Annotated in this window: 23 protein-coding genes; 10 read left to right on the top strand and 13 right to left on the bottom strand. The window is 60.5% G+C overall.

Annotated features, from left to right (window positions below; all coding sequences use genetic code 11):
• Genes coxB through GSQ80_RS00660 form a run of 4 tightly spaced genes read left to right on the top strand, consistent with a single transcriptional unit; the run spans position 1 to position 3,859 of the window.
• Positions 1–1,059, top strand: coding sequence for a cytochrome c oxidase subunit II (coxB, locus tag GSQ80_RS00675; RefSeq protein WP_158785584.1), 1,059 nt, complete (start codon positions 1–3; stop codon positions 1,057–1,059).
• Complete coding sequence (locus tag GSQ80_RS00670; protein ID WP_158785583.1) at positions 1,056–2,732, top strand: cbb3-type cytochrome c oxidase subunit I; 1,677 nt, start codon at positions 1,056–1,058, stop codon at positions 2,730–2,732. The genes coxB and GSQ80_RS00670 overlap by 4 nt, the downstream gene beginning before the upstream one ends.
• The gene (locus GSQ80_RS00665; protein ID WP_158785582.1) at positions 2,725–3,477 is read left to right on the top strand and encodes a cytochrome c oxidase subunit 3 family protein; all 753 of its coding nucleotides are present in this window, start codon (positions 2,725–2,727) and stop codon (positions 3,475–3,477) included. Before GSQ80_RS00670 ends, GSQ80_RS00665 begins: the two co-directional genes overlap by 8 nt.
• Before the next feature lie 31 nt (positions 3,478–3,508).
• Positions 3,509–3,859, top strand: coding sequence for a cytochrome C oxidase subunit IV family protein (locus tag GSQ80_RS00660; protein ID WP_158785581.1), 351 nt, complete (start codon positions 3,509–3,511; stop codon positions 3,857–3,859).
• 71 nt (positions 3,860–3,930) lie between these two features.
• Here GSQ80_RS00660 and GSQ80_RS00655 read toward each other — a convergent pair whose 3' ends face one another.
• A complete protein-coding gene (locus GSQ80_RS00655) occupies positions 3,931–4,575 on the bottom strand; it encodes a ribonuclease T (RefSeq protein WP_158785580.1) in 645 nt (214 codons plus the stop codon).
• A gap of 67 nt (positions 4,576–4,642) precedes the next feature.
• Between GSQ80_RS00655 and GSQ80_RS00650 the strand changes: the two genes are divergently transcribed.
• From GSQ80_RS00650 to GSQ80_RS00640, 3 genes are read left to right on the top strand one after another with little or no spacing between them, the layout of a single operon-like run.
• Entirely contained in the window at positions 4,643–5,197 is a 555-nt protein-coding gene (locus GSQ80_RS00650) for a TIGR00730 family Rossman fold protein (protein ID WP_158785579.1), read from the top strand.
• A gap of 59 nt (positions 5,198–5,256) precedes the next feature.
• Positions 5,257–6,042, top strand: coding sequence for a sulfite exporter TauE/SafE family protein (locus GSQ80_RS00645; protein ID WP_158785578.1), 786 nt, complete (start codon positions 5,257–5,259; stop codon positions 6,040–6,042).
• 10 nt (positions 6,043–6,052) lie between these two features.
• Entirely contained in the window at positions 6,053–6,487 is a 435-nt protein-coding gene (locus tag GSQ80_RS00640) for a DUF971 domain-containing protein (RefSeq protein ID WP_158785577.1), read from the top strand.
• Here GSQ80_RS00640 and GSQ80_RS00635 read toward each other — a convergent pair.
• Positions 6,484–7,314 (bottom strand): ATP-binding cassette domain-containing protein, encoded by an 831-nt coding sequence (locus tag GSQ80_RS00635; RefSeq protein ID WP_158785576.1) that lies wholly within the window; start codon positions 7,312–7,314, stop codon positions 6,484–6,486. The genes GSQ80_RS00640 and GSQ80_RS00635 overlap by 4 nt on opposite strands.
• Before the next feature lie 31 nt (positions 7,315–7,345).
• Positions 7,346–7,804, bottom strand: coding sequence for a DUF4440 domain-containing protein (locus GSQ80_RS00630; protein WP_158785575.1), 459 nt, complete (start codon positions 7,802–7,804; stop codon positions 7,346–7,348).
• A gap of 104 nt (positions 7,805–7,908) precedes the next feature.
• On the opposite strand from GSQ80_RS00630, the gene GSQ80_RS00625 reads away from it, so the two are divergent.
• Both GSQ80_RS00625 and GSQ80_RS00620 read left to right on the top strand, forming a co-directional pair.
• The gene (locus GSQ80_RS00625) at positions 7,909–10,104 is read left to right on the top strand and encodes a molybdopterin-dependent oxidoreductase (protein ID WP_158785574.1); all 2,196 of its coding nucleotides are present in this window, start codon (positions 7,909–7,911) and stop codon (positions 10,102–10,104) included.
• 53 nt (positions 10,105–10,157) lie between these two features.
• Positions 10,158–11,054, top strand: a complete 897-nt coding sequence (locus GSQ80_RS00620) for an SDR family oxidoreductase (protein ID WP_305794637.1) — start codon at positions 10,158–10,160, stop codon at positions 11,052–11,054.
• Between the two features lie 4 nt (positions 11,055–11,058).
• Here the strand turns inward: GSQ80_RS00620 and lipA are convergent, their stop codons facing one another.
• From lipA to GSQ80_RS00590, 6 genes are all read right to left on the bottom strand, one after another.
• Positions 11,059–12,015, bottom strand: a complete 957-nt coding sequence (gene lipA / locus GSQ80_RS00615; protein WP_158785573.1) for a lipoyl synthase — start codon at positions 12,013–12,015, stop codon at positions 11,059–11,061.
• 317 nt (positions 12,016–12,332) lie between these two features.
• Positions 12,333–12,773: a hypothetical protein gene (locus tag GSQ80_RS00610; protein WP_158785572.1), complete on the bottom strand. Its 441-nt coding sequence runs from the start codon at positions 12,771–12,773 to the stop codon at positions 12,333–12,335.
• Between the two features lie 9 nt (positions 12,774–12,782).
• Positions 12,783–13,154: a cytochrome c gene (locus GSQ80_RS00605; RefSeq protein ID WP_254059372.1), complete on the bottom strand. Its 372-nt coding sequence runs from the start codon at positions 13,152–13,154 to the stop codon at positions 12,783–12,785.
• Positions 13,155–13,176: 22 nt separating this feature from the next.
• A complete protein-coding gene (locus GSQ80_RS00600; RefSeq protein WP_158785571.1) occupies positions 13,177–14,229 on the bottom strand; it encodes a SurA N-terminal domain-containing protein in 1,053 nt (350 codons plus the stop codon).
• A 48-nt stretch (positions 14,230–14,277) separates the two neighbouring features.
• On the bottom strand, positions 14,278–15,990 hold the full coding sequence (serA, locus tag GSQ80_RS00595) for a phosphoglycerate dehydrogenase (RefSeq protein WP_158785570.1): 1,713 nt from the start codon (positions 15,988–15,990) through the stop codon (positions 14,278–14,280).
• Between the two features lie 731 nt (positions 15,991–16,721).
• Positions 16,722–17,072: a hypothetical protein gene (locus tag GSQ80_RS00590; RefSeq protein ID WP_158785569.1), complete on the bottom strand. Its 351-nt coding sequence runs from the start codon at positions 17,070–17,072 to the stop codon at positions 16,722–16,724.
• Between GSQ80_RS00590 and GSQ80_RS00585 the strand changes: the two genes are divergently transcribed.
• The gene (locus GSQ80_RS00585; protein WP_158785568.1) at positions 17,067–17,297 is read left to right on the top strand and encodes a hypothetical protein; all 231 of its coding nucleotides are present in this window, start codon (positions 17,067–17,069) and stop codon (positions 17,295–17,297) included. The genes GSQ80_RS00590 and GSQ80_RS00585 overlap by 6 nt on opposite strands.
• A 41-nt stretch (positions 17,298–17,338) precedes the next feature.
• Here GSQ80_RS00585 and GSQ80_RS00580 read toward each other — a convergent pair whose 3' ends face one another.
• The 4 genes from GSQ80_RS00580 to GSQ80_RS00565 all read right to left on the bottom strand — a co-directional run bounded on the left by GSQ80_RS00580 (position 17,339) and on the right by GSQ80_RS00565 (position 22,698).
• Positions 17,339–17,968 (bottom strand): hypothetical protein, encoded by a 630-nt coding sequence (locus tag GSQ80_RS00580; protein ID WP_158785567.1) that lies wholly within the window; start codon positions 17,966–17,968, stop codon positions 17,339–17,341.
• 19 nt (positions 17,969–17,987) lie between these two features.
• Positions 17,988–18,611, bottom strand: a complete 624-nt coding sequence (locus tag GSQ80_RS00575; protein WP_158785566.1) for a hypothetical protein — start codon at positions 18,609–18,611, stop codon at positions 17,988–17,990.
• A gap of 162 nt (positions 18,612–18,773) precedes the next feature.
• Positions 18,774–19,811, bottom strand: coding sequence for a thioredoxin domain-containing protein (locus GSQ80_RS00570; protein ID WP_158785565.1), 1,038 nt, complete (start codon positions 19,809–19,811; stop codon positions 18,774–18,776).
• 43 nt (positions 19,812–19,854) lie between these two features.
• A complete protein-coding gene (locus GSQ80_RS00565; protein WP_158785564.1) occupies positions 19,855–22,698 on the bottom strand; it encodes an LPS-assembly protein LptD in 2,844 nt (947 codons plus the stop codon).
• Positions 22,699–22,750 lie beyond the last annotated feature (52 nt).

Genomic DNA, 22,750 nt, shown 5'->3' with positions numbered 1-22,750 from the left:
ATGGGACTTAGTCCAGTACTGTGGCAATTTCTAGTTCATTGGCTGCACGCTTCGGCGCTGTTTCCGGCGGAGGCGAGCGGCATTGCGCCGTATGTCGATGCGCTGTACTTCTTCCTGGTGGCGATGACGATTTTCGGGACGACGTTTGTAGCAATCCTGCTGCTCGTCTTCTCGGTTCGTTATCGGCGCGAGAAGAATCCGGTCGCGACCCAGATTGAAGGATCGACGCTGCTCGAAGCAACGTGGACGATTATTCCACTCGCAATATTCCTGGTTACGTTCGTGTGGGGCGCGCTGCTTTATTTCCGCATCTATGATCCACCGACGAACGCGATGAACATCTATATCGTGGGCAAGCAGTGGATGTGGAAGGCGGAGCATCCGGGCGGCCAGCATGAGATTAATGCCCTGCATGTTCCAACGGGCAAGCCGATCCAGCTAACGATGATTTCGCAAGATGTGTTCCACAGCTTCTCGATTCCTGACTTTCGCATTAAGCGCGAAGTGATTCCTGGACGCTATTCGACGGTGTGGTTTGAGGCGACGCAGGTGGGAACCTATCACCTGTTCTGCACGCAGTATTGCGGCACACAGCACTCCGGCATGATCGGCGAAGTCACGGTGATGACTCCCGGGGATTATAAGAAGTGGCTCGAGCAGTCGAACTCCGGTCAGAGCCTGGCGCAAAATGGCGAACGTTTGTTTGCGAGCATGGGCTGCAACTCCTGCCACAACGGCACCGCGGCGGCACGGGGACCAAGCCTCGCAGGCGTCTATGGTTCCAAGCTGACGCTGACCGACGGACGGCAAATTCTGGTGGATGATGCCTATCTGCGCAACGCCATTTTGAACCCGTCGGAACATGTGACTGCGGGCTTTGCGCCGATCATGCCGACGTATCAAGGCCAGATTAGCGAAGACGGTTTGATCGACCTCGTGGAATTTATCAAGAATATGCAATCGAACTACCGCGTGCAGCAGACACTCGTCACAGCTACAAGCGGGGAAGCAGCTCCAACAACGCCCTCAGAGGGCACAACGGAAACGGTGAAGCCATGAGTGCTGCGATCGGTAATACCATCGTCTCTCTGCCCGACCAGAGCACGGCGCAGATTCCCAAGCGCAACTACATCAACAATGAGCACGGCTTGTTGAGTTGGCTGCTGACGGGTGACCACAAGCGTATCGCGATTCTGTATCTGATCTCGATCACATTCTTCTTCTTTATCGGTGGAGCGTTCGCGGGCCTGATTCGTTTGGAACTGCTTACGCCGCAGCCGGACCTGGTGGCCGCGGATACGTACAACAAATTCTTCACCATGCACGGCATCATCATGGTGTTCCTGTTCCTGGTGCCGTCGGTGCCGGCGACGCTGGGGAACTTTCTGATACCGATCATGCTGGGCGCGAAAGACCTTGCGTTCCCGAAGATTAATTTGTTGAGCTGGTACCTGTACCTGGTTGGCGGTGGTCTGACGCTGGGCGCGCTGGTGCTGGGTGGCGTTGATACCGGCTGGACATTTACTACACCGCTCTCGACGCATTATCTGAACACGCACGTAATTACGGCGGCGACGGCGATTTTCATTGCGGGTTTCAGTTCAATCTTTACGGGGCTGAACTTCATCGTCACGATCCATCGCATGCGCTGCCCGGGGATGACGTGGTTCCGCATGCCGCTGTTTGTGTGGTCACACTATGCGGCGTCCTTGCTGATGGTGTTGGGAACGCCGGTGCTGGCGATCACGCTGGTGCTGGTTGCGCTGGAACGGTTGTTCGGTATCGGTGTCTTCGATCCCGCAAAGGGCGGCGATCCACTGCTCTTCCAGCATTTGTTTTGGTTCTACTCGCATCCGGCCGTGTACATCATGATTCTTCCGGGCATGGGTGTGATCTCCGAGGTGATTTCGACCTTCAGTCGAAAGCGCGTCTTTGGATATACGGCTGTCGCATTTAGTTCGGTTGCGATTGCGCTGTTCGGCTTCTTTGTGTGGGAACACCACATGTTCATCATGGGTGTCTCCAACTATTCCGCGCTCGTTTTCTCGCTTCTTACCATGCTGGTCGCGGTACCTTCGGCGATCAAGATCTTCAACTGGGCGTTCACGCTGCAGAAGGGATCCATTACGTTCGAGACGCCAATGCTGTATGCGTTCGGCTTCATGGGACTTTTCACGATCGGCGGTCTGACGGGCGTGTTTCTTGGCTCGCTGGGAATGGACATTCACCTCACCGAGACGTACTTCATTGTTGCCCACTTCCACTTTGTGATGGTCGGCGGCATGTTGATGGCGTTCCTTGCGGGCGTGCATTTCTGGTGGCCGAAGATGACGGGGCGCATGTATCCGGAGTCGCTCTCGAAGCTGGCCGCGGTGACTACGTTCATCGGCTTCAACCTGACGTTCCTCCCGCAGTTTATTCTTGGCTACCTCGGCATGCCGCGGCGCTATCATGCGTATCCGCCGGAGTTCCAGGTGCTTAACGTACTGTCGACTGCAGGCGCTACGGTGCTCGGCGTTGGCTACATGCTGCCGATGCTCTACTTGGCCTGGTCGCTGAAGTACGGAGCGATTGCTGGCAATAATCCCTGGCAGGCTACGGGGCTTGAGTGGCAGATCCAGTCGCCGCCGCTGACCGAAAACTTTATCGAGATTCCGATCATGGACCACGAAGCGTACGACTATGAGTGGCTCGAGAACAAGACGAAAAACGAGGTGACGACCGTTGGATAGCGCACTCGCGACTACCGATCACGCCGATGTCCACGCCGAGCACGACCACGTGGCGCTGCCGCAGCACCGGCATCATTTTGAGACCGAGGAGCAACAGCGCGAGGCTGGAAGCTTTGGCATGTGGCTGTTCCTGCTGACCGAAATCATGTTCTTCGGCGGCTTGTTCTTTGCGTACCTGCTTTATCGCAACTGGTATTATCCGGCCTTTGCAGCGGCTTCGAATCAGCTGAGCGTACCGCTGGGAGCATTCAACACCGTGGTGCTCATCTCTTCCGGCTTCTGCATGGCGGTTGGCGTGTGGGCAGCCGAGATGCGCAGGAAGAGCCTTCTGGTGCTCATGTTGGTACTTACAACCTTCTTCGGCTTGATCTTCCTTGGGGTTAAGTACGACGAGTATCACGAGAAGTACGAGCTGCACCACATTCCTGGGGACAGCTTCAATATCTCGATGTTTACCAACCCAGCTGGTTACGGAATCAAGGAAGAGCCGCTGGCTCCGGACATGGCCCAGAAGACGCAGATCTTCTTCTTCCTGTACTTCGCGATGACCGGAATGCATGCCGTACACATGATCATCGGAATCGTTCTTCTGTTCTGGTTGACGTGGAGAGCACATCGCGGAGACTTCAGTTCAGGCTACGTGGCGCCTATAGAAAACTTTGGGCTCTATTGGCATTTCGTCGACATTGTCTGGTTGTTTTTGTTCCCGCTACTCTATTTGATCAATCGGCACCCGCTCCACTAAACGTCTGCAAGCTGACAACGAAGGAAACACGATGGCCCACGAGATCCATACCGACGCGAACGATCCGAGCAATGTGACGAACCCTGAGCACGCGCAGCATCACATCGTGACGCCGCTGCAATACACCTATGTCTTCGCTACCCTGCTCCTGTTCACTGGCATCACGGTGGGCGCGGCGTATGTCGACCTGGATTGGGCGAATCCTGTGATCGCGCTTGGGATTGCTTGCTTCAAAGCAGTGATCGTTATTCTGTTCTTCATGCATGCGGCCTACCAGTCGCGGCTGATCAAGATGACCATTGGTTCCGGGTTCTTCCTTTTTATCGTGTTGATTACGATGACGCTGACGGACTACATTAGCCGCGCATGGGGCATGTGGTAAATCGTCGAAAGTCTTCGGAAGCATAGTTGGCCTCACCTTTGGGTGAGGCCGATGTGTTTTACGGGGCCGCGCTACTGGGCTGACGCTGGTGGCGTAATCTTTACCGAGTTGGCGCGGCAGCTGCGCAGGCCCTGGCAGACGATGGGCTTGAGATCCTTGCTGAAACAGGCTTCGATGGCGGTCAGATGGTTTCGTCCGCAACTGAGTAGGATGCTCCCTCGCGGAAACTCCGGATTCGCTTGCGCGAAGAGGTTGAGGATCGCGTTGGGTGTCAGGCTGATCTCGTGATCGATGTGCTCGAACTGCGGTGGAATCTTGAGCGAGTGGAAGGCCTGATGCTCCATGGCAAAGAATCGCTGCGGGCCTACGCCGGAGCAGGTTCCGTGCTTGTCCCACTCGTGGTGGAGGAGTGCGAGATCGGGCGTGACGTCGAGGTTCTGTGCCAGATTGGCGGGGGCGGGTTCTTCGCTGCAGAAGACCGGGTAGGTGCTGTCGTTATTTTGCGTCCAGAGGCCATGGAGGATGAAGCCGGGATGCGCTGCGCATTCGGGCGAGGTGCCCTGTATGGAGCAGAATTCGGGCGACCAGGACAGGTTCATGAGGTAGAAGTCGAAGTGGCCGGGTTGGCCTTTCTCTTGAGCGCACGCGGAGGATTCGAAGGCAGCGGTGGCGAGAAGGGTGGTGACGAGTGCGAGGCAGAGGTGTCGAAGGCTCATGATGTTTTCCCGAGAGCGAAATGCGTGCGAGGTCATGATACCGCGAGCGCAGTTGTATTCTGAGTGCATGCATGAGCAGATCGGAAAGAAGAGCGTGGCGGTGTTTTGCGCGTCCGCGAGTGGGGCGAGACCGGAGTATGCGGCGGCCGCGGACGACCTGGGGCGTACCCTGGCGGAGCGTGGCATTGGGCTGATTTATGGGGGCGGCAAGACGGGCCTGATGGGTGCTGTGGCCGATGGTGCGCTCGCTGCTGGCGGGTACGTAGTGGGAGTCATTCCGCATGTGCTGGTGGATTTGGAGGTCGCGCATGATGGCGTAAGCGAGCTGCATGTGACCAGCACCATGCACACGCGGAAAGCGCTGATGGCGGAGCGGGCCGATGCCTTCATTATTCTTCCGGGCGGGTACGGCACCTTCGAGGAGATGTTTGAGGTGCTGGCGTGGCAGACGTTGAAGATCCATTCGAAGCCAGTGGTGCTGTTGAACGTGGCCGGTTTCTACGACTCCATGCTGGCCTTCCTGGATGTTTGCGATCGCGAGGGAATGCTGCGGGGGAATCGAGGGATTTTATTGGTCGCGGAGACGGCGGATCGGGCGCTGCAGCTGGCTGGTCTAGGCTAAACGCTGTCGATTGGTAAGTCATCAGGGTCAAGCCGACCGGCGAATACAATGAAGAGAGCATGTTTTTCGACCACATCCCACATCTGAACTACATCTGGCTGGTCGTTGCTTCGACGATCGCGGGCGTGATGAATGCGATGGCTGGAGGAGGATCGTTTCTTTCGTTTCCGGCAATGTTGGGGATGGGCGTGCTTCCGGTGCAGGCCAACGCAACGAATACGGTCGCGCTATGGCCGGGGCAGGTGACATCGGTGGCGACGCTGCGCGGGGATGTGCGCAGGGATCTGCTGCCGACGGTCGCGATTACCTCAGTCCTGGGCGGCGTGTGTGGAGCGGAGGTGCTGCTGCATACCGCGCAGCGAACTTTTCTGCATTTAATTCCGTGGCTGATTCTAGTGGGGACGATGATCTTTGGGATTAGCGGACCCATATCGAAGTGGCTTCGGAGGCGAGCCACGCGCGAGGATGTAGAGCCATATATCCCGCGGATTCCGCTAGCCTGCGCGCTGTTTCCGGTGTGCTTTTATATTGGCTACTTTGGCGCGGGCGCGGGATTCCTGGTGATGACGATCCTCGCGCTGTTTGGGATGGAAGAGATGCATTCGTTGAATGCGCTGAAGGTAGTGGCGGCGATGCTCTCGAATCTCTGCGCGATCATTACGTTCATCTTTCAGGGAGCGATCGTGTGGCACTACTGCCTGGTGTCGATGGTATTTGCGGCGTTCGGCGGATGGGTAGGCGCGCGCTTCGCGAGGCGTGTGAACGGCGACGTCCTGCGCGCGTTTGTGGTTGTGACCGGGGTCGCGATCGCGGGATACTTTTTCTGGAAGCAGGCGCAGGGATGAGGAAAACAAGATGAGCCACGAAGGGATTCGAATTGTCAGCCAGGACGAGGCGCGCGGCGAAGAGCGCCCGAAACTCACGGGCGACGCGATTCGTCCGGCGAAGGTAAAGGTGGATAAGAGCGGCGGGACGGGTGTGGTGATCGAGTGGAAGGACGGTCACCGGAGCTCGTGGAACTTTGCGTGGCTGCGTGCGGCTTGTCCTTGTGCAACGTGCCACGAAGAGCGAGAGAAGGAGGGACGTGCGCCGGGCCTGGTGAAGCCGAAACCCGCGTCATTGTTGCCAATGTATGAGGCGCCCCCGCGTCCGGTGGAGGTGACACCGGTGGGAAACTATGCGGTGCGGTTCAAGTGGAATGATGGGCACGAGGCGGGGCTGTACTCGTGGGATTATCTGCGGAATGTTTGTGACGCGGAGGCGAAGAAACAGGGAGTCGCAGGAGCCTAGCTCGTGCGCGTCAGGTCGAGTGCGGGGAGCTCGGGAGTAGCGGCCAAGAGCTGCTGGGTGTAGGGTTCGCGGGGATGGTCGCAGACCTCGCTCCAGGTGCCGGTTTCGACGATGCGACCGTGCTGCATGACGGCGACGCGGTGGCAGAGGTAACGCACCAGCGGCATAGAATGCGAGATGAAGAGATAGGTGAGTCCGTAGCGCTGCTGGAGGTCGCTCAGCAGGTTGATGACCTGCGCACCGACCGAGACATCGAGTGCGGTGACGGGTTCATCGAGGACAAGGAGCTCGGGGCGGAGCGCAATGGCGCGCGCGATGTTGATGCGCTGACGCTGGCCGCCGGAGAACTCGTGGGGATAGCGGCGGAGAGCGGAGGCGTCAAGGCCGACCTCTACGAGAAGTTCGTGGAGGCGCGTGTCTAGATTTCTTGCATAGCTGCCGCTTCCTTGCGGTGGTTGTTCGTGGTGGATGACGAAGGGCTCGGATAGGATCTGACGCACGGACATTCGTGGATTGAGCGCGGCGTAGGGATCCTGGAAGACGATAGAAAGACGGCGTCGGAGGCGGCGCATCTCGCGGAGATTCAGTTGCAGTAGATCATAGGTGCGAGGTGTGGACTCGGCTGCGTCGTGAAAGAGGACGCTGCCGCTGGTGGGCTCGATGAGACGCAGCAGGAGGCGGGCGATGGTGCTCTTACCAGAGCCGGACTCGCCGACAAGGCCGAGGGTTTCGCCGCGCATGATGTCGAAGGAGACGCCGTGGATGACGTGTGTGGAGCCGAAGTCTTTGACGAGCTCGCGGGCTTCGAGCAGGGGTGTGGGGGGCATGCGGCTCCTGAAATAAGGGTACCGCAGGGAGCTACTTGGTTGTTGGAGGGATGACGGTGGTGGAGTCGCGAATGATCTTCCACCCGGCCGGCGTAGATTCAACGACTAGGAGGAAGTAGCCGTCGGCGTTGCCACCGCCGGCTGCGGTCCGCTCAAGGTGAAAGCTTCCCGTGACAGTAGCGAAGCGGGCGTCGAGCGGCTGCACGGCGAGTTGCGTGAAGCTCAGCGTGCCCATGGCGGCAGGCGCAGGGTAGGCGGCTTTGTAGCGTGCAAGCATCTGCGCGTAGCCGTGCTGGATGGTGCGACCCATGAAGATGATGTCGGGCGAGTTCTTATAACTGGTGGCAAAGGCATCGATGTCGCCACGATTCCAGTCATCGACGGATTTGTTGAGTACGGTGATGACCGCCTGGGTTTCAGGCGATGGGGCAGCCTGTGCGGCTGCACCGACGGGTATGCAGAGAAGGAGGACGAGGGCTAGGCGGTTCATGGACTCTCCAAAGGGCAAAAGGCTTGGACGCAAAAGGCGCTACGTGAGCAGGGCTCAGAAAGGAAACGGGGCCGAATATAACGGGCGACGCCTACAATATAACTATGCCTGAGCCGCATGCAAACAAAGAGTTTTCGAAGAGTGAAAACTCCTCGGCGGAGACGAAGACGGTGCATGCCGTGTGTACGCATGACTGTCCGGATTCGTGCGGTGTGTTGGTAACGGTAGATACGCTGACAGGACGCGCAACAAAGGTGCAGGGCGATCCGGCGCATCCGGTGACGCGGGGATTTTTGTGTGGGAAGGTGGCGCGGTACCTGGACCGGGTGTACTCGCCAGAGCGGTTGTTGTATCCGATGCGGCGAAAAGCTGGAGTGCCCAAGGGGCCGTTACCCAAGGGGTCCGAGGCTGAGGCCTTTGAGCGGATTTCGTGGGGCGAGGCGTTGGAATTTGTGGCCCGAAAGCTGAACGACATGGCTGCCGAGTTTGGGCCGGAGAGCGTGCTGCCCTACAGTTATGCGGGAACCATTGGGCAGTTGGGGTATGGATCGATGGATCGACGTTTTTTCCATCGGCTAGGTGCGTCGCAGCTGGATCGAACGATTTGCGCGAGCGCTGGGGGAGAGGCACTCAAGCAGGTGTATGGAGTGCGGCTAGGGACGGCGCCGCAGGATTTTGCGCAGGCTGGATTGATCATCGCGTGGGGCGCGAACATCCATGGAAACAATATCCATCTGTGGCCATTCATTGAAGAGGCACGACGCAAGGGCGCTCGGTTGGTCGTGATCGATCCGTATCGAACGCGCACGGCGGCGTTGGCGGATGAGCATTTGGCGATTCGACCGGGGACCGATGGACTGCTGGCGCTCGCGATGATGCATGTCCTGTTTCGTGATGGCTACGACGACGCCGAATATTTGCGCGAGTGCACGGAGGGTGCAGAGGTGTTGCGCGCGCATGCGTTGCGCGAGGAGCACTCGCCGAAGCGGGCGGCGGAGGTGACCGGTATCGCCGCGGAGGCGATTGAGCGGCTGGCGAAAACTTACGGGCAGGCGGGAAGAGATGGGCGCGGAGCGGCGGCGATTCGGTTGAATTATGGAATTCAGCGCAGTGAGAATGGCGGCACTGCGGTGCGCGCGGTGGCGATGCTGCCGTTGATTACGGGCGCCTGGAAGCAGCGCGGCGGCGGATTATTGCTGTCCGTGAGTGGAGCGTTTCCGTTCAATGAGACGAAGCTTCGCATGCCGGAGCTGATGCAGGCGAGTCCTCTGGGAAGGGCAGCGCGGGTAGTCAATATGTCGGAGCTTGGTTCGGCGTTGACGGAGTTGGGCAGCAAGGCGAAGGATAATCCAAAGGTGAGGGCGCTGTTTGTGTACAACTGCAACGCGGCGACGGTTGCGCCGGATTCGGAGCGAGTGCTCGAGGGTTTGCGGCGCGAGGATTTGTTTACGGTGGTGCATGAGCAGTTCTTTACTGACACGACCGACTATGCGGATGTGGTGTTGCCGGCGACGACGTTCCTTGAGCACAAGGATGTAATGGGAGCGTACGGACACCTGTTCGCGCAGATCTCGCAGCAGGCGATTGTGCCGCTGGGGGAGGCACGGTCAAATGTGTGGCTCTTCGGCGAGTTGGGTCAGCGGATGTTTCCGGGTGAGGAGGAGTTTGAGGATCGCGAAGAGGAGTTGATCGTGCAGGCACTCGAGACTGAGCATCCGTTTTTTGCGGAGGTGACGAAGGAACGGTTGGAAGTCGAGGGGCATGTGGCACTCACTTTGCCGAAGGATAAGCGAGGGGAAAGCCTACCGTTCAGCACGCCCACATGGTTCAAGTTGGCAGGCGGACGCGCGAAGTTGGCGCCGGTGCCGGTTTGGGTGGCGCCGAGCGAGTCGCGCAACGGGTCCGAGGGTGCCGGCAAGTTTCCACTCGAATTTCTGCCGCGCAAGGCGGATAACTTTATGAACTCGACGTTTGCGAATCTGCCGGGACATCGGCTGATGGAGCGAAAGACGGCGGGGCTGCTGGAGATGCATCCGAGCGATGCTGCGGCGCGAGGTGTCACGTCTGGCGATGGCGTGTCGGTGTGGAACAGGCGGGGACGAATTACGCTGACCGCGAGAGTGGGAGAAACGGTGCCCCCCGGTGTAGTGGCGGCGCGGCTGGACTGGCAGAAGCTGAGCCAGGATGGCGCAAATGTGAATGCGCTGACGAGCGAGCGGCTGACGGATATTGGTGGCGGGGCAACCTTTTATTCGACACTGGTCGAGGTGGCGAAGGTGCGAGCAACGGCTGCCGACTGAGGAGCGAAACGCATCTCATCCTGCACGCTTGAAATGCAAGCGTTGGAGGAATCGTGGCGAAAGATTTGTATACTCTGCAGGACCCGACGAAGCAGTATCCGCAACCCAAGTTCAAGCATCAGCCGCAGCGTGTTCCAGGGCTCGAGGCGAAGATGACTCCCAAGCCGGACTGCGGCGAGACGAGCTATCGCGGTAGTGGGCGGCTGCCTAATCGGAAAGCGCTGGTGACTGGCGGTGACTCGGGGATTGGGCGTGCGGCGGCGATTGCATTTGCGCGCGAGGGCGCGGATGTCGCAATCAATTATCTACCGAGCGAAGAGAAGGACGCGAAGGAAGTGATCGCGCTGATCGAGGCTGAGGGGCGGAAGGCTGTGGCACTGCCGGGGGACATCAGCAACGAGAAGTTTGCGCGCAAGCTGGTCAAAGACGCGCACAAAAAGTTGGGTGGGCTGGATGTGCTGGCGTGCGTTGCGGGCAAGCAGCACGCTGTCGATAAGATTGCGGACCTCACGACGAAGCAGATGGAAGAGACGTACGAGGTGAACGTGTTTGCGCTGATGTGGCTATGCCAGGAAGCATTGAAATTGATGCCGAAGGGTGGCACGATTGTCACGACGGCGTCGATCCAGGCTACGCATCCGAGCCCGTCGCTGCTGGATTATGCACCGACTAAGGCGGCGATTCTGGCATTCACGCGGGCGCTGGCGCGGCAGGTTGCGGTGGACGGGATTCGGGTGAATTGCGTGGCGCCGGGGCCGGTTTGGACTCCGTTACAGACCAGCGGTGGGCAGCCGGATAAAAAGATTCCGGCGTTCGGATCGGAGACGCCGATGAAGCGGCCGGGGCAGCCGGTGGAGATGGCTCCGCTGTATGTGTTGCTGGCTGGGCAGGAGTCCAGCTATGTGACGGGTGAGGTCTATGGGGCTACCGGTGGGCTGGAGGTCGGGTAGGAGACTACGCGAGGCCGGTGGACTGGGCCTGCTCGTGGGCGTGGTAGCTGCTGCGGACGAGGGGGCCGGACTCTACGTGGCGGAAACCCATCTGCAGGGCCTCGTGCTTGAGGAAGGCGAACTCGTCCGGGGTGTAGAAGCGGGACATGGGGAGATGGTCGCGTGAGGGGCGGAGGTATTGGCCGATGGTGAGGATATCGACTTTGCGGTCGGCGAGGTCGCGGAAGACGCCGAGGAGCTCGTGCATTTCTTCGCCCATGCCGACGATGATGCCGGTCTTGGTGACGATGGGGCCGAGGGTGTGGGCGGATGACTCGCGCTTCGCTTCGTCGAGAAACTCCAGGCTGCGCTCATAGCGGCCACCGGATTTCGCGACGCGGTAGAGGCGCGGGACGGTCTCAATGTTGTGGTTGAGGATCTCGGGGCGAGCAGCGACGACCATGCGGCGGGCTTCAGGAACGCCCTGAAAGTCGGGGGTGAGGACTTCGACGCGGCAGCCGGGTGCCTGGCGGCGGATCTCGGCGATGACGTTGACGAAGGCTCGGGCGGCGCCGAGGTTGTCGTCGTCGCGATTAACGCTGGTGATGACGGCGTGGGCGAGGCCAAGCTGGGCAATGGCGTAGGCGACGCGAGCGGGCTCTTCGTGGTCAATGGGCTCGGGCTTGCCCTTGGGGACGGCGCAGAAGCCGCAGCGCCGCGTGCAAAGGTTGCCGAGCATCATGAAGGTGGCAGTCTTATGGTTCCAGCACTCGCCGATGTTGGGGCAGTGGGCGCTTTCGCAGACGGTGTGGAGGTTGAGGTCGCGGGCCAGCTTCTTGAGATTGTGGAAGGTCTCGCCCATGGGGGCACGCGCCTTTAGCCATGAGGGCTTGGGAGCGGGTTTGCGTGGGGAGAGGTCGATCTGGATCAGCGCATCGGACTGAGCGTCGAATTGCGCGCCGGGTTGAAGGAGCGGAGCCATCTGAACCTTTATTGTAGATGGTTTCAGCGGGCGAGTGGTTGCGGCGACGGTCGGTGGCGGCTGTCTCGCTTTTGGACAGAACTGAGGTCTGCTCACCCACTGTCGATAGACCAACTATGATCCCCGACCTCCTGCTTGCCTTTGCGTCCGTCGCCGTTCTGCTTTCGCCCGTGGTTCTGGACGCAGGCCTCCACTTCGAACTTCGCAGAGACCCGAACAAGGGCGAGGATTGCTGGGAAAAGGACCTACCGTCTTGAGGATGGGACGCTGACGACGCTGTCGAGACCGGTAAACGAATGCGGTGAGCGTCCTCGCGCTCAGCGGAGTCGTTCACGGACCTCGGTGCGGCTGAGGTAGAGGAAGAAGACGATGCTGAAGAGCGCCCGGATCAGCAGAAATCCTACATGCTGGTGCGCGTAGAGATAGAAATCACCGGCCGCGAGCAGAAGAAAGCCTGCAGCAACAATGGCCCAGCCCCAGCGCCTTAAGCGAAGGAAGCCGAAGACGCCAATCACCATTAAGGTGCAGATACCAAAGAGGCCATAGCGCGGCAGACCGTTGCCATAGATGCCATGCAGCGCCGCGAAGGCGTTCAGCATGGCCAGCAGCAGCATGTACATCCCAATGAACGCCATGCCGGGAAGCATGCCCTTGACTTCGCCAGCAGGCGTGCCCGGGAGATGTCGCGTGGCAAAGTCGGTGTCCTGTGCCGGCGTGGGAGAGGATGCGATTGGCGTTTGAGGATCGTCTGTGGTCATGGATCCGCTCTACAGCGTATGCAGGTACGCGATCAGGTCCTGGGTGTCCTGCGAGTCGAGATTGATCGCCGGCATCATTCCGTGGCCCTCAAGAATGACGACGCGGACGCGGTCATCGTTGGCCGGAGCTCCGCTGGGCAGGTACTGCTGCTTGAAGACGCCGAGCATTGACGGACCGTGCAGAGCATCCGAGTCGCGATCGTCGTGACACTGCGAACAGCTGGCTTGAAAGATAGCGTGGCCGCGCATCTGTTGCGCGTTGAGCTGGCTCAGAGGCATCGGTGGTGGCGTGGTGGGCTTGCAGCCCGCCACAATTGGATAGAGAACGAGGAGAGAGCACAGAGAAAGCCACGCTCGGCGTGTCGGTATCGTCAGATTCACTTGGGCTGTTCTCCGGTTTGTATTACTGTGCGCCCCGTTTGAAGACCTGCTCGGCGAAGAAGTTCTCCACCTTGGCCTGGTCAATCAACATCTCGCGGTATGCAGCCTGCAGCAGCTGGGCGCGGCTCTCGTGAAGCTGCTGACGAATGCTCTGCTGCACACGCGGGTCGTCGTACTGACGCTGTCCGGCAGCATCCTTGCTGATCAGTTTGAAGATGGCGTAGGCCACGGGCTTGTGAGTGGTCGGGTCAACCTTCGGGATGATGTCGGTGGTCTGGCCAGCGTTGAGCTTGGTAATCGCGGCGTAGACGACGGGGAGGCTCTTTAGCTGCGACTCGGGAAGAAAGCCCATGTCTCCGCCGTTCTGGTTGTTTCCTGTGTCCTCCGAGAAGTTTGCAGCCAGCTCGCCGAAATCCTCGCCGGAGTCGATGCGGGTCTTGATGGCCTGGATCTTTTTGCGGGCATCCTCGGCGCTGGTGGCCTTATTGTTCTGCAGGTTGCCGGACTGAGCGTTGCCCTGATCGGTGACGATAATTTGGGCGAGATGATACGCGGGCTCGATAAGGTTGAAATCAGCCTTGTGAGCGTCGTAGTAGTTCCTCACATCCAAATCGGTGACGGTGATGCGGGAGTTGATCTCCTTGTTCAGCAGCTTTTCCTGGGTAAGGTTGCGGCGGATCTCACGCTTCAGTTCATCGAGCGTGAGGTTCGCGGTCTTCAGCTTGGCCTGGAACTGCTCCTCGGTGTAGGGAGCCTTCATCTCGGCCAGCTTCGCCTCGACCTCGGCATCGGTTGCCGTCAGACCCTGTTTGGCGGCGCGCTGATCGAGGATGGCTTCGAGAATCTGCGCGTGAATGATGTTGAGTCGCAGCGAGTCAGCCTGGTCAGGCGTCGGCACCTGCTGTTGAGGGTTGGTGGCCAGCTGGTTCGTGTAGGCTTTGTCCACATCGGTCTGGAAGATGGGGTGACCGTTGACGGTGGCGACGACGCCTTGCTGCGGGCCCTTGTGGCAGCCGGCGATGAGGACGAGCGAGGACGCGATAAAAATACTAAACGTGCGAACAGACTTAGGCATCGGGGAGGATTCCTGGAGCTGTGGAGTAGAGGCCACAGTCTTATAAGTTTACAACTTACCGAGTTCGACGGTGCGGACGCTGGTAATCGCGTCGACCTTGCGCAGGGCGGCCAGGGCCTGCTCGAGCTCGGGAGAGGTTGAGGTGGAACCGTCGGTTTGTGGGATATCGAGCTGTACGACGGCAAGGGCGTGTCCTTCTGGAACACGCGAAGAGGAATTTACGGGTTGGCCCGGTTTTGCGCGGCCGAGAGCGAAGCTGGCGATGTTGAGCTTGGCCTCGCCGAGGATGGTGCCGATGCGACCGATGACGCCGGGTACATCCTGGTTGCGGATGATGACCAGGGTGCCGGCCAGCTCGGCCTCGATGTCGATGCCATCGTAGCTGAGCAGGCGCGGGGACTGGCCGTGGAGGACGGTGGCGAGGCCGGTCCAGGTACCGCTTTCCGAGCCGCTTTCGGTGTGGCCGCCTGTCGCCTTGCGGGTCCAGTGCAGGGTGAGGCGGAGCGTGGCGCCGGTGCCGCCGGAGATCTGCTCGCGCTTATCCTCTTGGACGCGGATGCCGCGCTCGGCAGCCGCCGCGGCGGCGTTGATGCGGTTGACGCCGTCGGCTCCGTGGAGCACGCCGGCGACGGCCGCGTTGCGGATCATGTCGGTCTTGAGGGCGGCGAGACGGCCGTTGTAGGTCAGGGAGATGCTTTCCACGTGGCCTAGAGCGGTGTTGGGAGTGCCGGAGCCGCTGGCGTGGCCGAGCAGCTGGCCGAGGCGCGCGGCCATCTCGATGTAAGGCGAGACTTCGGCGTACTCCTCTTCGGTGAGCGAGGCGACGTTGACGGCGTTCTGCACGACACCGAGCTTGAGGTAGTCGCGGACCTGGTTGGCGAGCTGGATGCCAATGGCTTCCTGGGCTTCGTCGGTCGAGCCGGCGATGTGCGGGCTTAGAAGGACGTTATCGATGCCGAAGTAGGGCGAGTCCTTGAGGGGCTCGTGGCGGAAGACGTCGAGCGCCGCGCCGGCTACGTGGCCGGACTTGACGGCTTCGGCGAGAGCTTCATCGACGATGAGTTCGCCGCGTGCGCAGTTGATGATGCGGACGCCCTTCTTCATCTGCGCGATCGACTTCTGGTTGATGAGGCCTTCGGTCTGTGGTGTTAGACCGACGTGCAGCGAGAGGAAGTCGGAGCCGGAGAGAACCTCGTCGAGCGAGAGCAGTGCGACGTGGTTTTCGCGCGCGATGACGGGCGCGATGAACGGATCGTAGCCGATGACGTCCATGCCGAAAGCCTGGGCGCGGCGCGCGACTTCGAGGCCAATGCGGCCAAGGCCGATGATGCCGAGAGTTTTGCCGCGAAGCTCGGAGCCTTGCAAGGATTTCTTATCCCACTTGGCTTGATGCATAGAAGCATTGGCCCGTGGAATCGCACGGCACATGGAGATCATGAGGCCGAGGGTGAGCTCGGCGACGGCGACGGCGTTGGCTCCGGGCGTGTTCATGACGACGATGCCGCGGCGCGTGGCCTCGGCTGCATCGATGTTGTCGACGCCAACGCCGGCGCGGCCGATGATGCGGAGTTTGGGAGCCGATGCGAGAAGAGTTGCGTCTGCTTGTACAGCGGAGCGGACTATCAGGGCATCCGCATCAGCTAGTTCGGCGGCCAAACCGCCGGGCGCAATCTGGTCAGCCGTAACGACATTCCATCCCTGCTCTTTCTGCAAGATAGCGAGCGTGGCGGGCGAGACTTTTTCTGCGAGAACGATCTTCAAGACAGCTCCAAGGCGAATTTGGCGCGCATGCGCGCAACCCTCCTAGTGTACCTTTCGGAATTCGTATCAACCACTTTGTTGATGGCGGGCGCGAATGTTTCTGGGGTGAGCTTTGTCAGTTCTCAGTTCTCAGTTCTCAGTTCTCAGTTCTCAGTCCTCCGGGGGCCGTGGAGGTACCCCCCACCCCCTATAAGTCATACTTTCTCCGCAAAGTAGTCCAAACAGGGCGGTTAGGCGCGAAAGTATCCCCCCTCCAGGAGCAAATGCCTCCTCTAAAGTAATGCATTCAGGAGGGTTGCAGGCAAAGTACCCCTTTCAAAGGAGTTAGGGGCGGCAAGAGCGGGAGCTGTCTGTCGGTTTCTGCGCTACTTCTATTTTAAAGGATTGGATGGGGTAACTATGCCAGGTTTTGAAAATATAAATCACCAGTGTTCATAGGGGTTCTGGCGGTTTATGGGGTGTTGGGGGGCTTGACAGGTCTTGCACGGACGGCGGGCGACTTCGTGTCACTCGGCCCAAGTCAGTAGCCTCCGACCGGATCAGGGAGTGGAGGGGTCTTCGAAACGTTCCTGGTCGACCTTCATCATGCGCTCGTCGGCTCTGACCTCGCCGTCGACGAGTGCCTCTTCGTAGACGTCGGACCAGCGCAGGCGAAAGCACAGGCCCTAGATCGCGTTACGTGTGTCGGAGACGGTTTGGGCGAAGCGGTCGGCTTGCGCGGGCGTCATGGTTCAGGTGAGCGAGGGGCTGCCGGGGGTGGGACGAGCAAAGCGCGATTGCATGGCGGAGATGTCGCTGCAATGGCGGTAGACTTCCTCGTGAGCGTCTCCGAGGAGCTCGTAGTTATGCGCCAGGCGCGCATACATGCGTGCCTGCTCGACGGGTAGAAGGGTGACGAGGGCAGACTCTTTGGCGGTCGTCCAGACAGCCTGGGATGGGGCGAAGTAACGCATCTTCGAGGTGCCCACGGAGCCTGGAAGGCAAGGGGACGGCGAGAGCATGAGGCGGACCTTGCCCTGGGTCGGGACGGCGGTGTCGGCAGCCTGGATGGCTTGTGCGAACCAGGGTTCGAGGGCGTGCATGTTGAGATCGTGGGCGATGATCTCGCGGTTACTGACGGCCTCGGTGCGCAGGTCGGACGGGAGAGCGACGCGCTCGTGATGGCGGTGCAGGACTTCGATGGACTGCTCGAGGCCAACTGCGATGAGGAGACCAATGCAGATGGTCGCGATGTGGATGAAGAAATCGCGCCAGGTGTGGGTGGTTTGGTGGGGGTGGGTGGACGTCTAGCAACGTGGGCTCCTTAGCGAACTGAGGGTGCGGGGCCCGGGCTGGTGCTTGCGTTTGGTTAGTGTTTTAGTTCATCCACGTAGGCCTGGTCGAGCTGGATGAGGAATTGTTTGAGGGTGAGGAGATCGATTGCGGTGGCGGCGTTGTCGCGGAGCATCTGGGTGTATTCGTCGGCGGGAATCTTGTCGATGTCGTAGCCCATGAGGGTGGGGATGCTGGCGCTGAAGCTTTGCTCGCCGGCGGTGATGGCTTTCTGGTTGACGAGGGCTTCGAGCATGTAGAGGTCGGAGTAGCGCTGGATTTCTTTATAGGGCATGAAACTGAGAGCGCCGGTATCGCGGGCGGTACGCCAGGCGGCGTCGTTCAGCGAGTCGAAAGACATGCTGTTGGTGATGGAGCCGTGGAAGTCTTTGGGGTGGGTTTGCAGCAGGTGAATGGTATCGATGTTGGCCTTGATGGTATCGATATTCTGCTGCACGAGGCCGATGTTTTTCTGCGCAGCGTCGTGATTGATCTGCAGCTCTTCGCGGATGTTGGCGCGGGCTTCCGCGACGAGATGGCGGTTGTGCAGGTGCTCGACGAAGGCTTCGAGGGAAAGGGCGATGAAGAGGCCGACGGTGACAATGCCGAGGTGGAGCGCGATGTCGCGCCAAGTGCGGATAGGTTCGTGCGGGGCGTGGACATCCATTGAGCAGGCTCCTTGGGGGCTAGAGATTCCCGGTGTGCTGGTAGATGACGTCGAGCGACTTGCAAAGGTCGCGGAGAAGGTCGAGGTCGACGATGGCCTGCTGCGTACCGGCGATCATCTGGTCGAGCTCCGCGGGGGAGAGTTCGGCGAAGGTGCGGCCCTTGGTGGGAGCGGCGGCGCGGTACATGTCGAGGATGTAGACCCGGGACTGGTCGTTGACGGCGCCCTGCTGGCCGTAGATGCCGGACCAGGCCTGGGTGGTGTCGTAGGGCATCAGGGCGAGGGCGCCGGAGTCGCGGGCGGTGTTCCAGGCAGAGTCTTCCATGCTGTCCCAATGCCAACTGGAGTCGAGCGTGTCGGCTAGGGCGGGGTTGGATTTGCGGGCGATGAGCAGAGCGACGTCATGATGGAGCTCGGCTTCGGTGCGGTCGAGTTGCTGCTCGTCGCCGGCGAGAAGATCGTGATTGTTCTGCAGCTCTACGCGAAGGTTCGTCTCCGCAGTGTGGAGGAGGTGGCGCTGGTGAATGCGCTCCACCAGCGCTTCCAGAGAGAGTGCGATGAGCAGGCCAATGGTGACGACGACGAGATGGAGGGCGAAGTCGCGCCACGTGTTGATGGGTTCATGAGGGACGTGGACATCCATGCGTGCGGCGGCTCCGGGTAACGGCGGTTCAGATAGATTACCTGAGGGTCCTGCGGTCCTGCGCGGACGGCGAGAGGCTTCGCTTGGTGACGGAGGAGATTGTGGCTTAACGAGGTCCGGGTCCGAAGTTCCGGACCCGGGGCACACGTCGTTGGGACTCAGCTACTTTGTGGGGGCGGGTGTCGCGGGCTCCGCTGGGGGTGCGGGGGCTACGTAGGGTGGAGGTGGTGTCGTTCCTTGGGCGCGCAGGGCGTCGTCGATCTGGCCGAAGACGTATTCGAGGGGGAGTGCGCCTTCGTACTTCTCGCCGTTGATGAAGTAGGTGGGCGTTGATTCGATGTTGAGGGTGGTGCCGAGTTGTTTGGAGGCTTCGATGGCGGAGGTGTCCTGCTTGGCGATGCAGGCGTCGAGCTTGGCGGCGTCTACCTTCTGCTGTGCGCCCTGCTCGCGGGTTAGCTTATCGAGCTGGGCGTTGGCGCGGTCGAGGGTGTGCTTGGGCGCGTCGGGCTTGGTGTTGGGATCATCGGGTTTGGCGTTGGGGTCGGAGCCGATGTCTTCGCCGTTGTGATGGATGTAGTCGACAAGATTCCAGTAGCCGGTGGGCGACTGCGCGGCGAGGCAGTTCACGTCGACAGAGGCACGCATGGCCCAGGGATGCTGATCGAGGGGGAAGTCCTTGTAGACGATGTGGACCTTATCGCCGTAGCGCTGGGTGATGGCGGGGAAGAGGCTGTCGTGGAAGCGGGCGCAGAAGGGGCACTCGAGGTCGTCGAAGTTAACGATGACGACGGGGGCGGAGGCGGGGCCGCCGCGCGAGGGACGGCCGGCGTCAGAGACGATGGTGCGGGGGTCGGCGGAGATGTCGTACTTGATGAACTGGGCGACGGTCTTGCCATCGTCGGAGAGCAGGAACTTGATGGGGTGGGAGCTCTTGTCTGCGGCTGTAACGGTGACGTTGATGGTATGGAAGCCGGCGACGTCCGAAGGCTCGACGGGACCGATGCTGATGGTGGACGCGGGGGGCAGCTGGGCCTTGCCGCGGAGCAGGATCTCTACGCGATAGGCGACGGCGGGGGGGAGGGTGGCGCCGGTTTCGAGCTTGGTTGCGACCGGGGTTTTGGTTGGGGCCTGGGCATGGCAACCAAAGGAAGCGAGGAATGAGGCGAGGACGAGAGTGGCCAGACGGCTGGAGATAAGCACAATACCTTTGATTATCGCAGAGGCTAGTGGTTAGCCGTCGTGGCTAGAAGAGGCTGGCGGCGCGGCGGAGGTTGCCGGCGGTGCCGATGTTGGCGAGGGTGAAGTTGAAGCTGTAGGCGCCTTCATCTCGGATCGTGCCGAGATCGTACTTGCGGTACTCCACTGACAGGCCGCAGCAGTTCCAGTTGTAGTTGGTCTGCACGGTGATGTACTGCGCACTGCCGTAGTTCAGGTCGATGCCGGCGGAGACTGCGGCGGAGACGCCGGGTTCACTGGGTTTGCCGTAGCCGAAGAGGATGCGCATCTGGGAGAAGTCGGCGATGGCGGAGCTGGTGATGCCGGTGATCTGGTTGGTGGTGGTGTTGATGACCTCGGAGTAGGTTTTGCCTGGGGCGTTGAGAAGCGCGTAGGAGAAGCCGCCGAAGATGCGGCCTTCGTGGAGATCGAGGTAGGTGTTGGAACTGAGGAATTTCTTGGCGCCGGTGTCGTAATCGAAATCCCACTCGATGTCTGCATGGCTGGAGGTGCGGAAGCGCATGCGGGATTTGAGCGGCGAGATGTTGCGCGGCTGGGTGAGGAAGGCGATGCCGGAGAAGTCCAGGGTAGTTTCGAAGATGTTGCGCCGCATGTTGATGACGGCGCCGCCAAAGGTGGGATTGAAGAAGGTCTTCTGGGTAAGGATCCAGCTGAACCACTCCTGCTGCCGCGGAATAGACGGGGCAGGCGCGCAGGGATCAGGCTTGCGCGGATGCGTGCGCAGCGGCTGGTCGGGCGCGGTAGCAGAGGCGTTCGGGATTCCGTTGGCGTCGGTGGTGGCGCGCTCATCGGGATCGAGCGTGTCGACGGCCGCCGTTTCGGTGTCGGTGTCGGTTTCGGTGCCCGAGATGGTGGGAATGGCGGGCTTGGCCGGGCAGCCGGGCTTGGGCTTCTCGGGAGCCTTGGGGTGGGGCTTGAAGTAGAGGTGCTGGGTGATGCCGTACTGCAGCTCGTCGGTATCGCTGGCCAGGTCGACGTCGTCGAAGCGCAGGACGCTGAGGAAGTTATTGATGCCGCGGGTGTCGCGATAGGTGATGGCGGGCTCGATGGTGTGGCGAATCTCATCGCCGAAAATGCGCCGCCAGCGCTCGGGGACAGTGAACGTGCGCTCGAGTACCGGCGGCCGTACGTCTACGATGAAGTCGAGGTCGGCTCGGTTCAGGCCCTGGTCGCTTTGGATGGGTGTGGCATTGTTGCCGTACGGGGCGTCCCGGGAGCGAGAGTAGGCGGTCTCGCGCACGGCGGCGCTGGCCAAAATGTGCCAGCCATCGAAGTGCAGGGGAAGCGAGATCTCCGGACGCAGATCGAGACGCCAGGTGAGGCCGGCAGTCGCGAAGTCCGGTTCTACTCGTTTGAGGCCGGCGGTGGAGGCAGTCACGCTCCAAAGCAGAGGCGTTCCGGGGATGGGATGGTCCATGCCAGTGAAGTCGATCGAAGGTACGTGATAGATCTTCACTTCAGCGGAAGGACTGAAGTCGGTCTGCACGACTTTAAGGCCCTCGTAGCGATCCACGCGGGCGTCGAAGGAGAAACCTTGCTTCTGCTGCATGAGATACAGGATGGAGGTGACGTCGGTACTGACGGCCTGGTTGAAGTTGGAGGTGAAGACCTCGCGATAGATGAAGGAGCTGAGATACTCGGCGTCGGCGACGACGCGGACGTTGGGCGTGAGCTGACGGCGGAAGCTTGAGGTGATGTCTACACCGCCCTGGTTGTTGAAGACGGTCACGGGCTGGCCTGCGGCGTTGACGCCAGGCGAGTAGAAGCCGCGATCCTGCAGGGCGGAAAAGTGGACGTTGAGGAAGTTGTCGGCGAAGCCTTTGTAGCGGAAGGTGCCGTTTTCTGCGAAGCCGCGCAGCGAATAATAGATGGAGCCAACGGTGAGATCGGCGGAGCGGCCGAGCACGAGGTAAAGTTGTTCGCCGATGGTGACGCCCTTGGAGCCGGTATCCTTGCTGGCGCTCGAGTAGCCGAATTCAGGGATCAACAGGCCGGACTGGCGCTGTTGATTGTCCACCGGATGCGTGACGTAGGGGAAGAAAAACAAAGGCAGGCCGAGCAGTTTGAAGGTCGACTTGGAGGCCTTTGCCTTGCCGCTGTTGAGGGCAATCCTGCCAGCGTAGAGCTGCCAGTCAGGGTGCGGCAGAAGGCAGCTGGTGACCGAGCCATCGTAGATGGTGTAATCGGTCGGCCCGGTTTTGACGACCAGGCGGCCCTGGAAGACGAAGGGGTTCGAGGTTTGATAGGCGGGCGTGCGCGAGGTGCTGTTGGGCGTGGCGATGCCCGCGTTGGTGGGTTTGAAGGTTGGCTCCGGGGTGCCGCGAAACAGGCCGACCGAGCCGTGCACCTGGAAGAAGCGGCCGGTTTGTGTGCGCAGGTTGTAGATACCCCGCGAGGCGATGATGTGTTCATCGTTCTTGCCGCCGGTGAGCTCTACATTGCCTTCGGCGGTGACGATATCGGTGGCGTGATCGTAAGTGATCGAGTCGGCGCGCAGAACGTGGTCGCCGTACGTGACAACCACGTTGCCTGAGGCGAAACCAATCTCACCGTTGCGGGTCTGCGGATTATCGCTATCGATCGTAGCCAGCTCGGGCGGCTGGTCGGGCGGCAGCGGAGACGCATGCGGGATGGTGGAGAGGTCGGGAGTCTGGGTGTCGGGAGTCTGGGGACTGGGAGCTTGCGGGATCTGGGCCGTGGCCGCCGTGCCGGGTAGCACGTTCTGATTTGGGACTGAAGCTGTGGGGGGTTCCTCGGGGGTTACGTCCTGCGCACGCAGATGTTGGTGACCCACGGCGAGGAGGATGGTACTTATGAACAGAGGGATGAGACGAAGTACCTTTCCAGACAACCGGAAACGATGCCTGGTGCGACCGCTGGGATGACTGGCGTGACCGCTGGGA

It is taken from the genome of Granulicella sp. L46, assembly GCF_009765785.1.
Classification (GTDB): domain Bacteria; phylum Acidobacteriota; class Terriglobia; order Terriglobales; family Acidobacteriaceae; genus Granulicella.
The sequence above is the reverse complement of the archived record's forward strand: the minus strand, read 5'-3'. Positions and strand labels throughout refer to the sequence as shown.

What these genes read in the sequence shown, in the direction of transcription:
- GSQ80_RS00640 (WP_158785577.1), top strand. Translation starts at nt 6,053, where the DNA reads ATGAGCCACGAAGGGATTCGAATTGTCAGCCAGGACGAGGCGCGCGGC.
- GSQ80_RS00645 (WP_158785578.1), top strand. Translation starts at nt 5,257, where the DNA reads ATGTTTTTCGACCACATCCCACATCTGAACTACATCTGGCTGGTCGTT.
- lipA (WP_158785573.1), bottom strand. Translation starts at nt 12,015, where the DNA reads ATGGCTCCGCTCCTTCAACCCGGCGCGCAATTCGACGCTCAGTCCGAT.
- GSQ80_RS00630 (WP_158785575.1), bottom strand. Translation starts at nt 7,804, where the DNA reads ATGAACCGCCTAGCCCTCGTCCTCCTTCTCTGCATACCCGTCGGTGCA.
- GSQ80_RS00600 (WP_158785571.1), bottom strand. Translation starts at nt 14,229, where the DNA reads ATGCCTAAGTCTGTTCGCACGTTTAGTATTTTTATCGCGTCCTCGCTC.
- GSQ80_RS00625 (WP_158785574.1), top strand. Translation starts at nt 7,909, where the DNA reads ATGCCTGAGCCGCATGCAAACAAAGAGTTTTCGAAGAGTGAAAACTCC.
- GSQ80_RS00660 (WP_158785581.1), top strand. Translation starts at nt 3,509, where the DNA reads ATGGCCCACGAGATCCATACCGACGCGAACGATCCGAGCAATGTGACG.
- GSQ80_RS00580 (WP_158785567.1), bottom strand. Translation starts at nt 17,968, where the DNA reads ATGGATGTCCACGCCCCGCACGAACCTATCCGCACTTGGCGCGACATC.
- GSQ80_RS00610 (WP_158785572.1), bottom strand. Translation starts at nt 12,773, where the DNA reads ATGACCACAGACGATCCTCAAACGCCAATCGCATCCTCTCCCACGCCG.
- GSQ80_RS00590 (WP_158785569.1), bottom strand. Translation starts at nt 17,072, where the DNA reads ATGCACGCCCTCGAACCCTGGTTCGCACAAGCCATCCAGGCTGCCGAC.
- GSQ80_RS00670 (WP_158785583.1), top strand. Translation starts at nt 1,056, where the DNA reads ATGAGTGCTGCGATCGGTAATACCATCGTCTCTCTGCCCGACCAGAGC.
- GSQ80_RS00635 (WP_158785576.1), bottom strand. Translation starts at nt 7,314, where the DNA reads ATGCCCCCCACACCCCTGCTCGAAGCCCGCGAGCTCGTCAAAGACTTC.
- GSQ80_RS00575 (WP_158785566.1), bottom strand. Translation starts at nt 18,611, where the DNA reads ATGGATGTCCACGTCCCTCATGAACCCATCAACACGTGGCGCGACTTC.
- coxB (WP_158785584.1), top strand. Translation starts at nt 1, where the DNA reads ATGGGACTTAGTCCAGTACTGTGGCAATTTCTAGTTCATTGGCTGCAC.
- GSQ80_RS00655 (WP_158785580.1), bottom strand. Translation starts at nt 4,575, where the DNA reads ATGAGCCTTCGACACCTCTGCCTCGCACTCGTCACCACCCTTCTCGCC.
- GSQ80_RS00650 (WP_158785579.1), top strand. Translation starts at nt 4,643, where the DNA reads ATGCATGAGCAGATCGGAAAGAAGAGCGTGGCGGTGTTTTGCGCGTCC.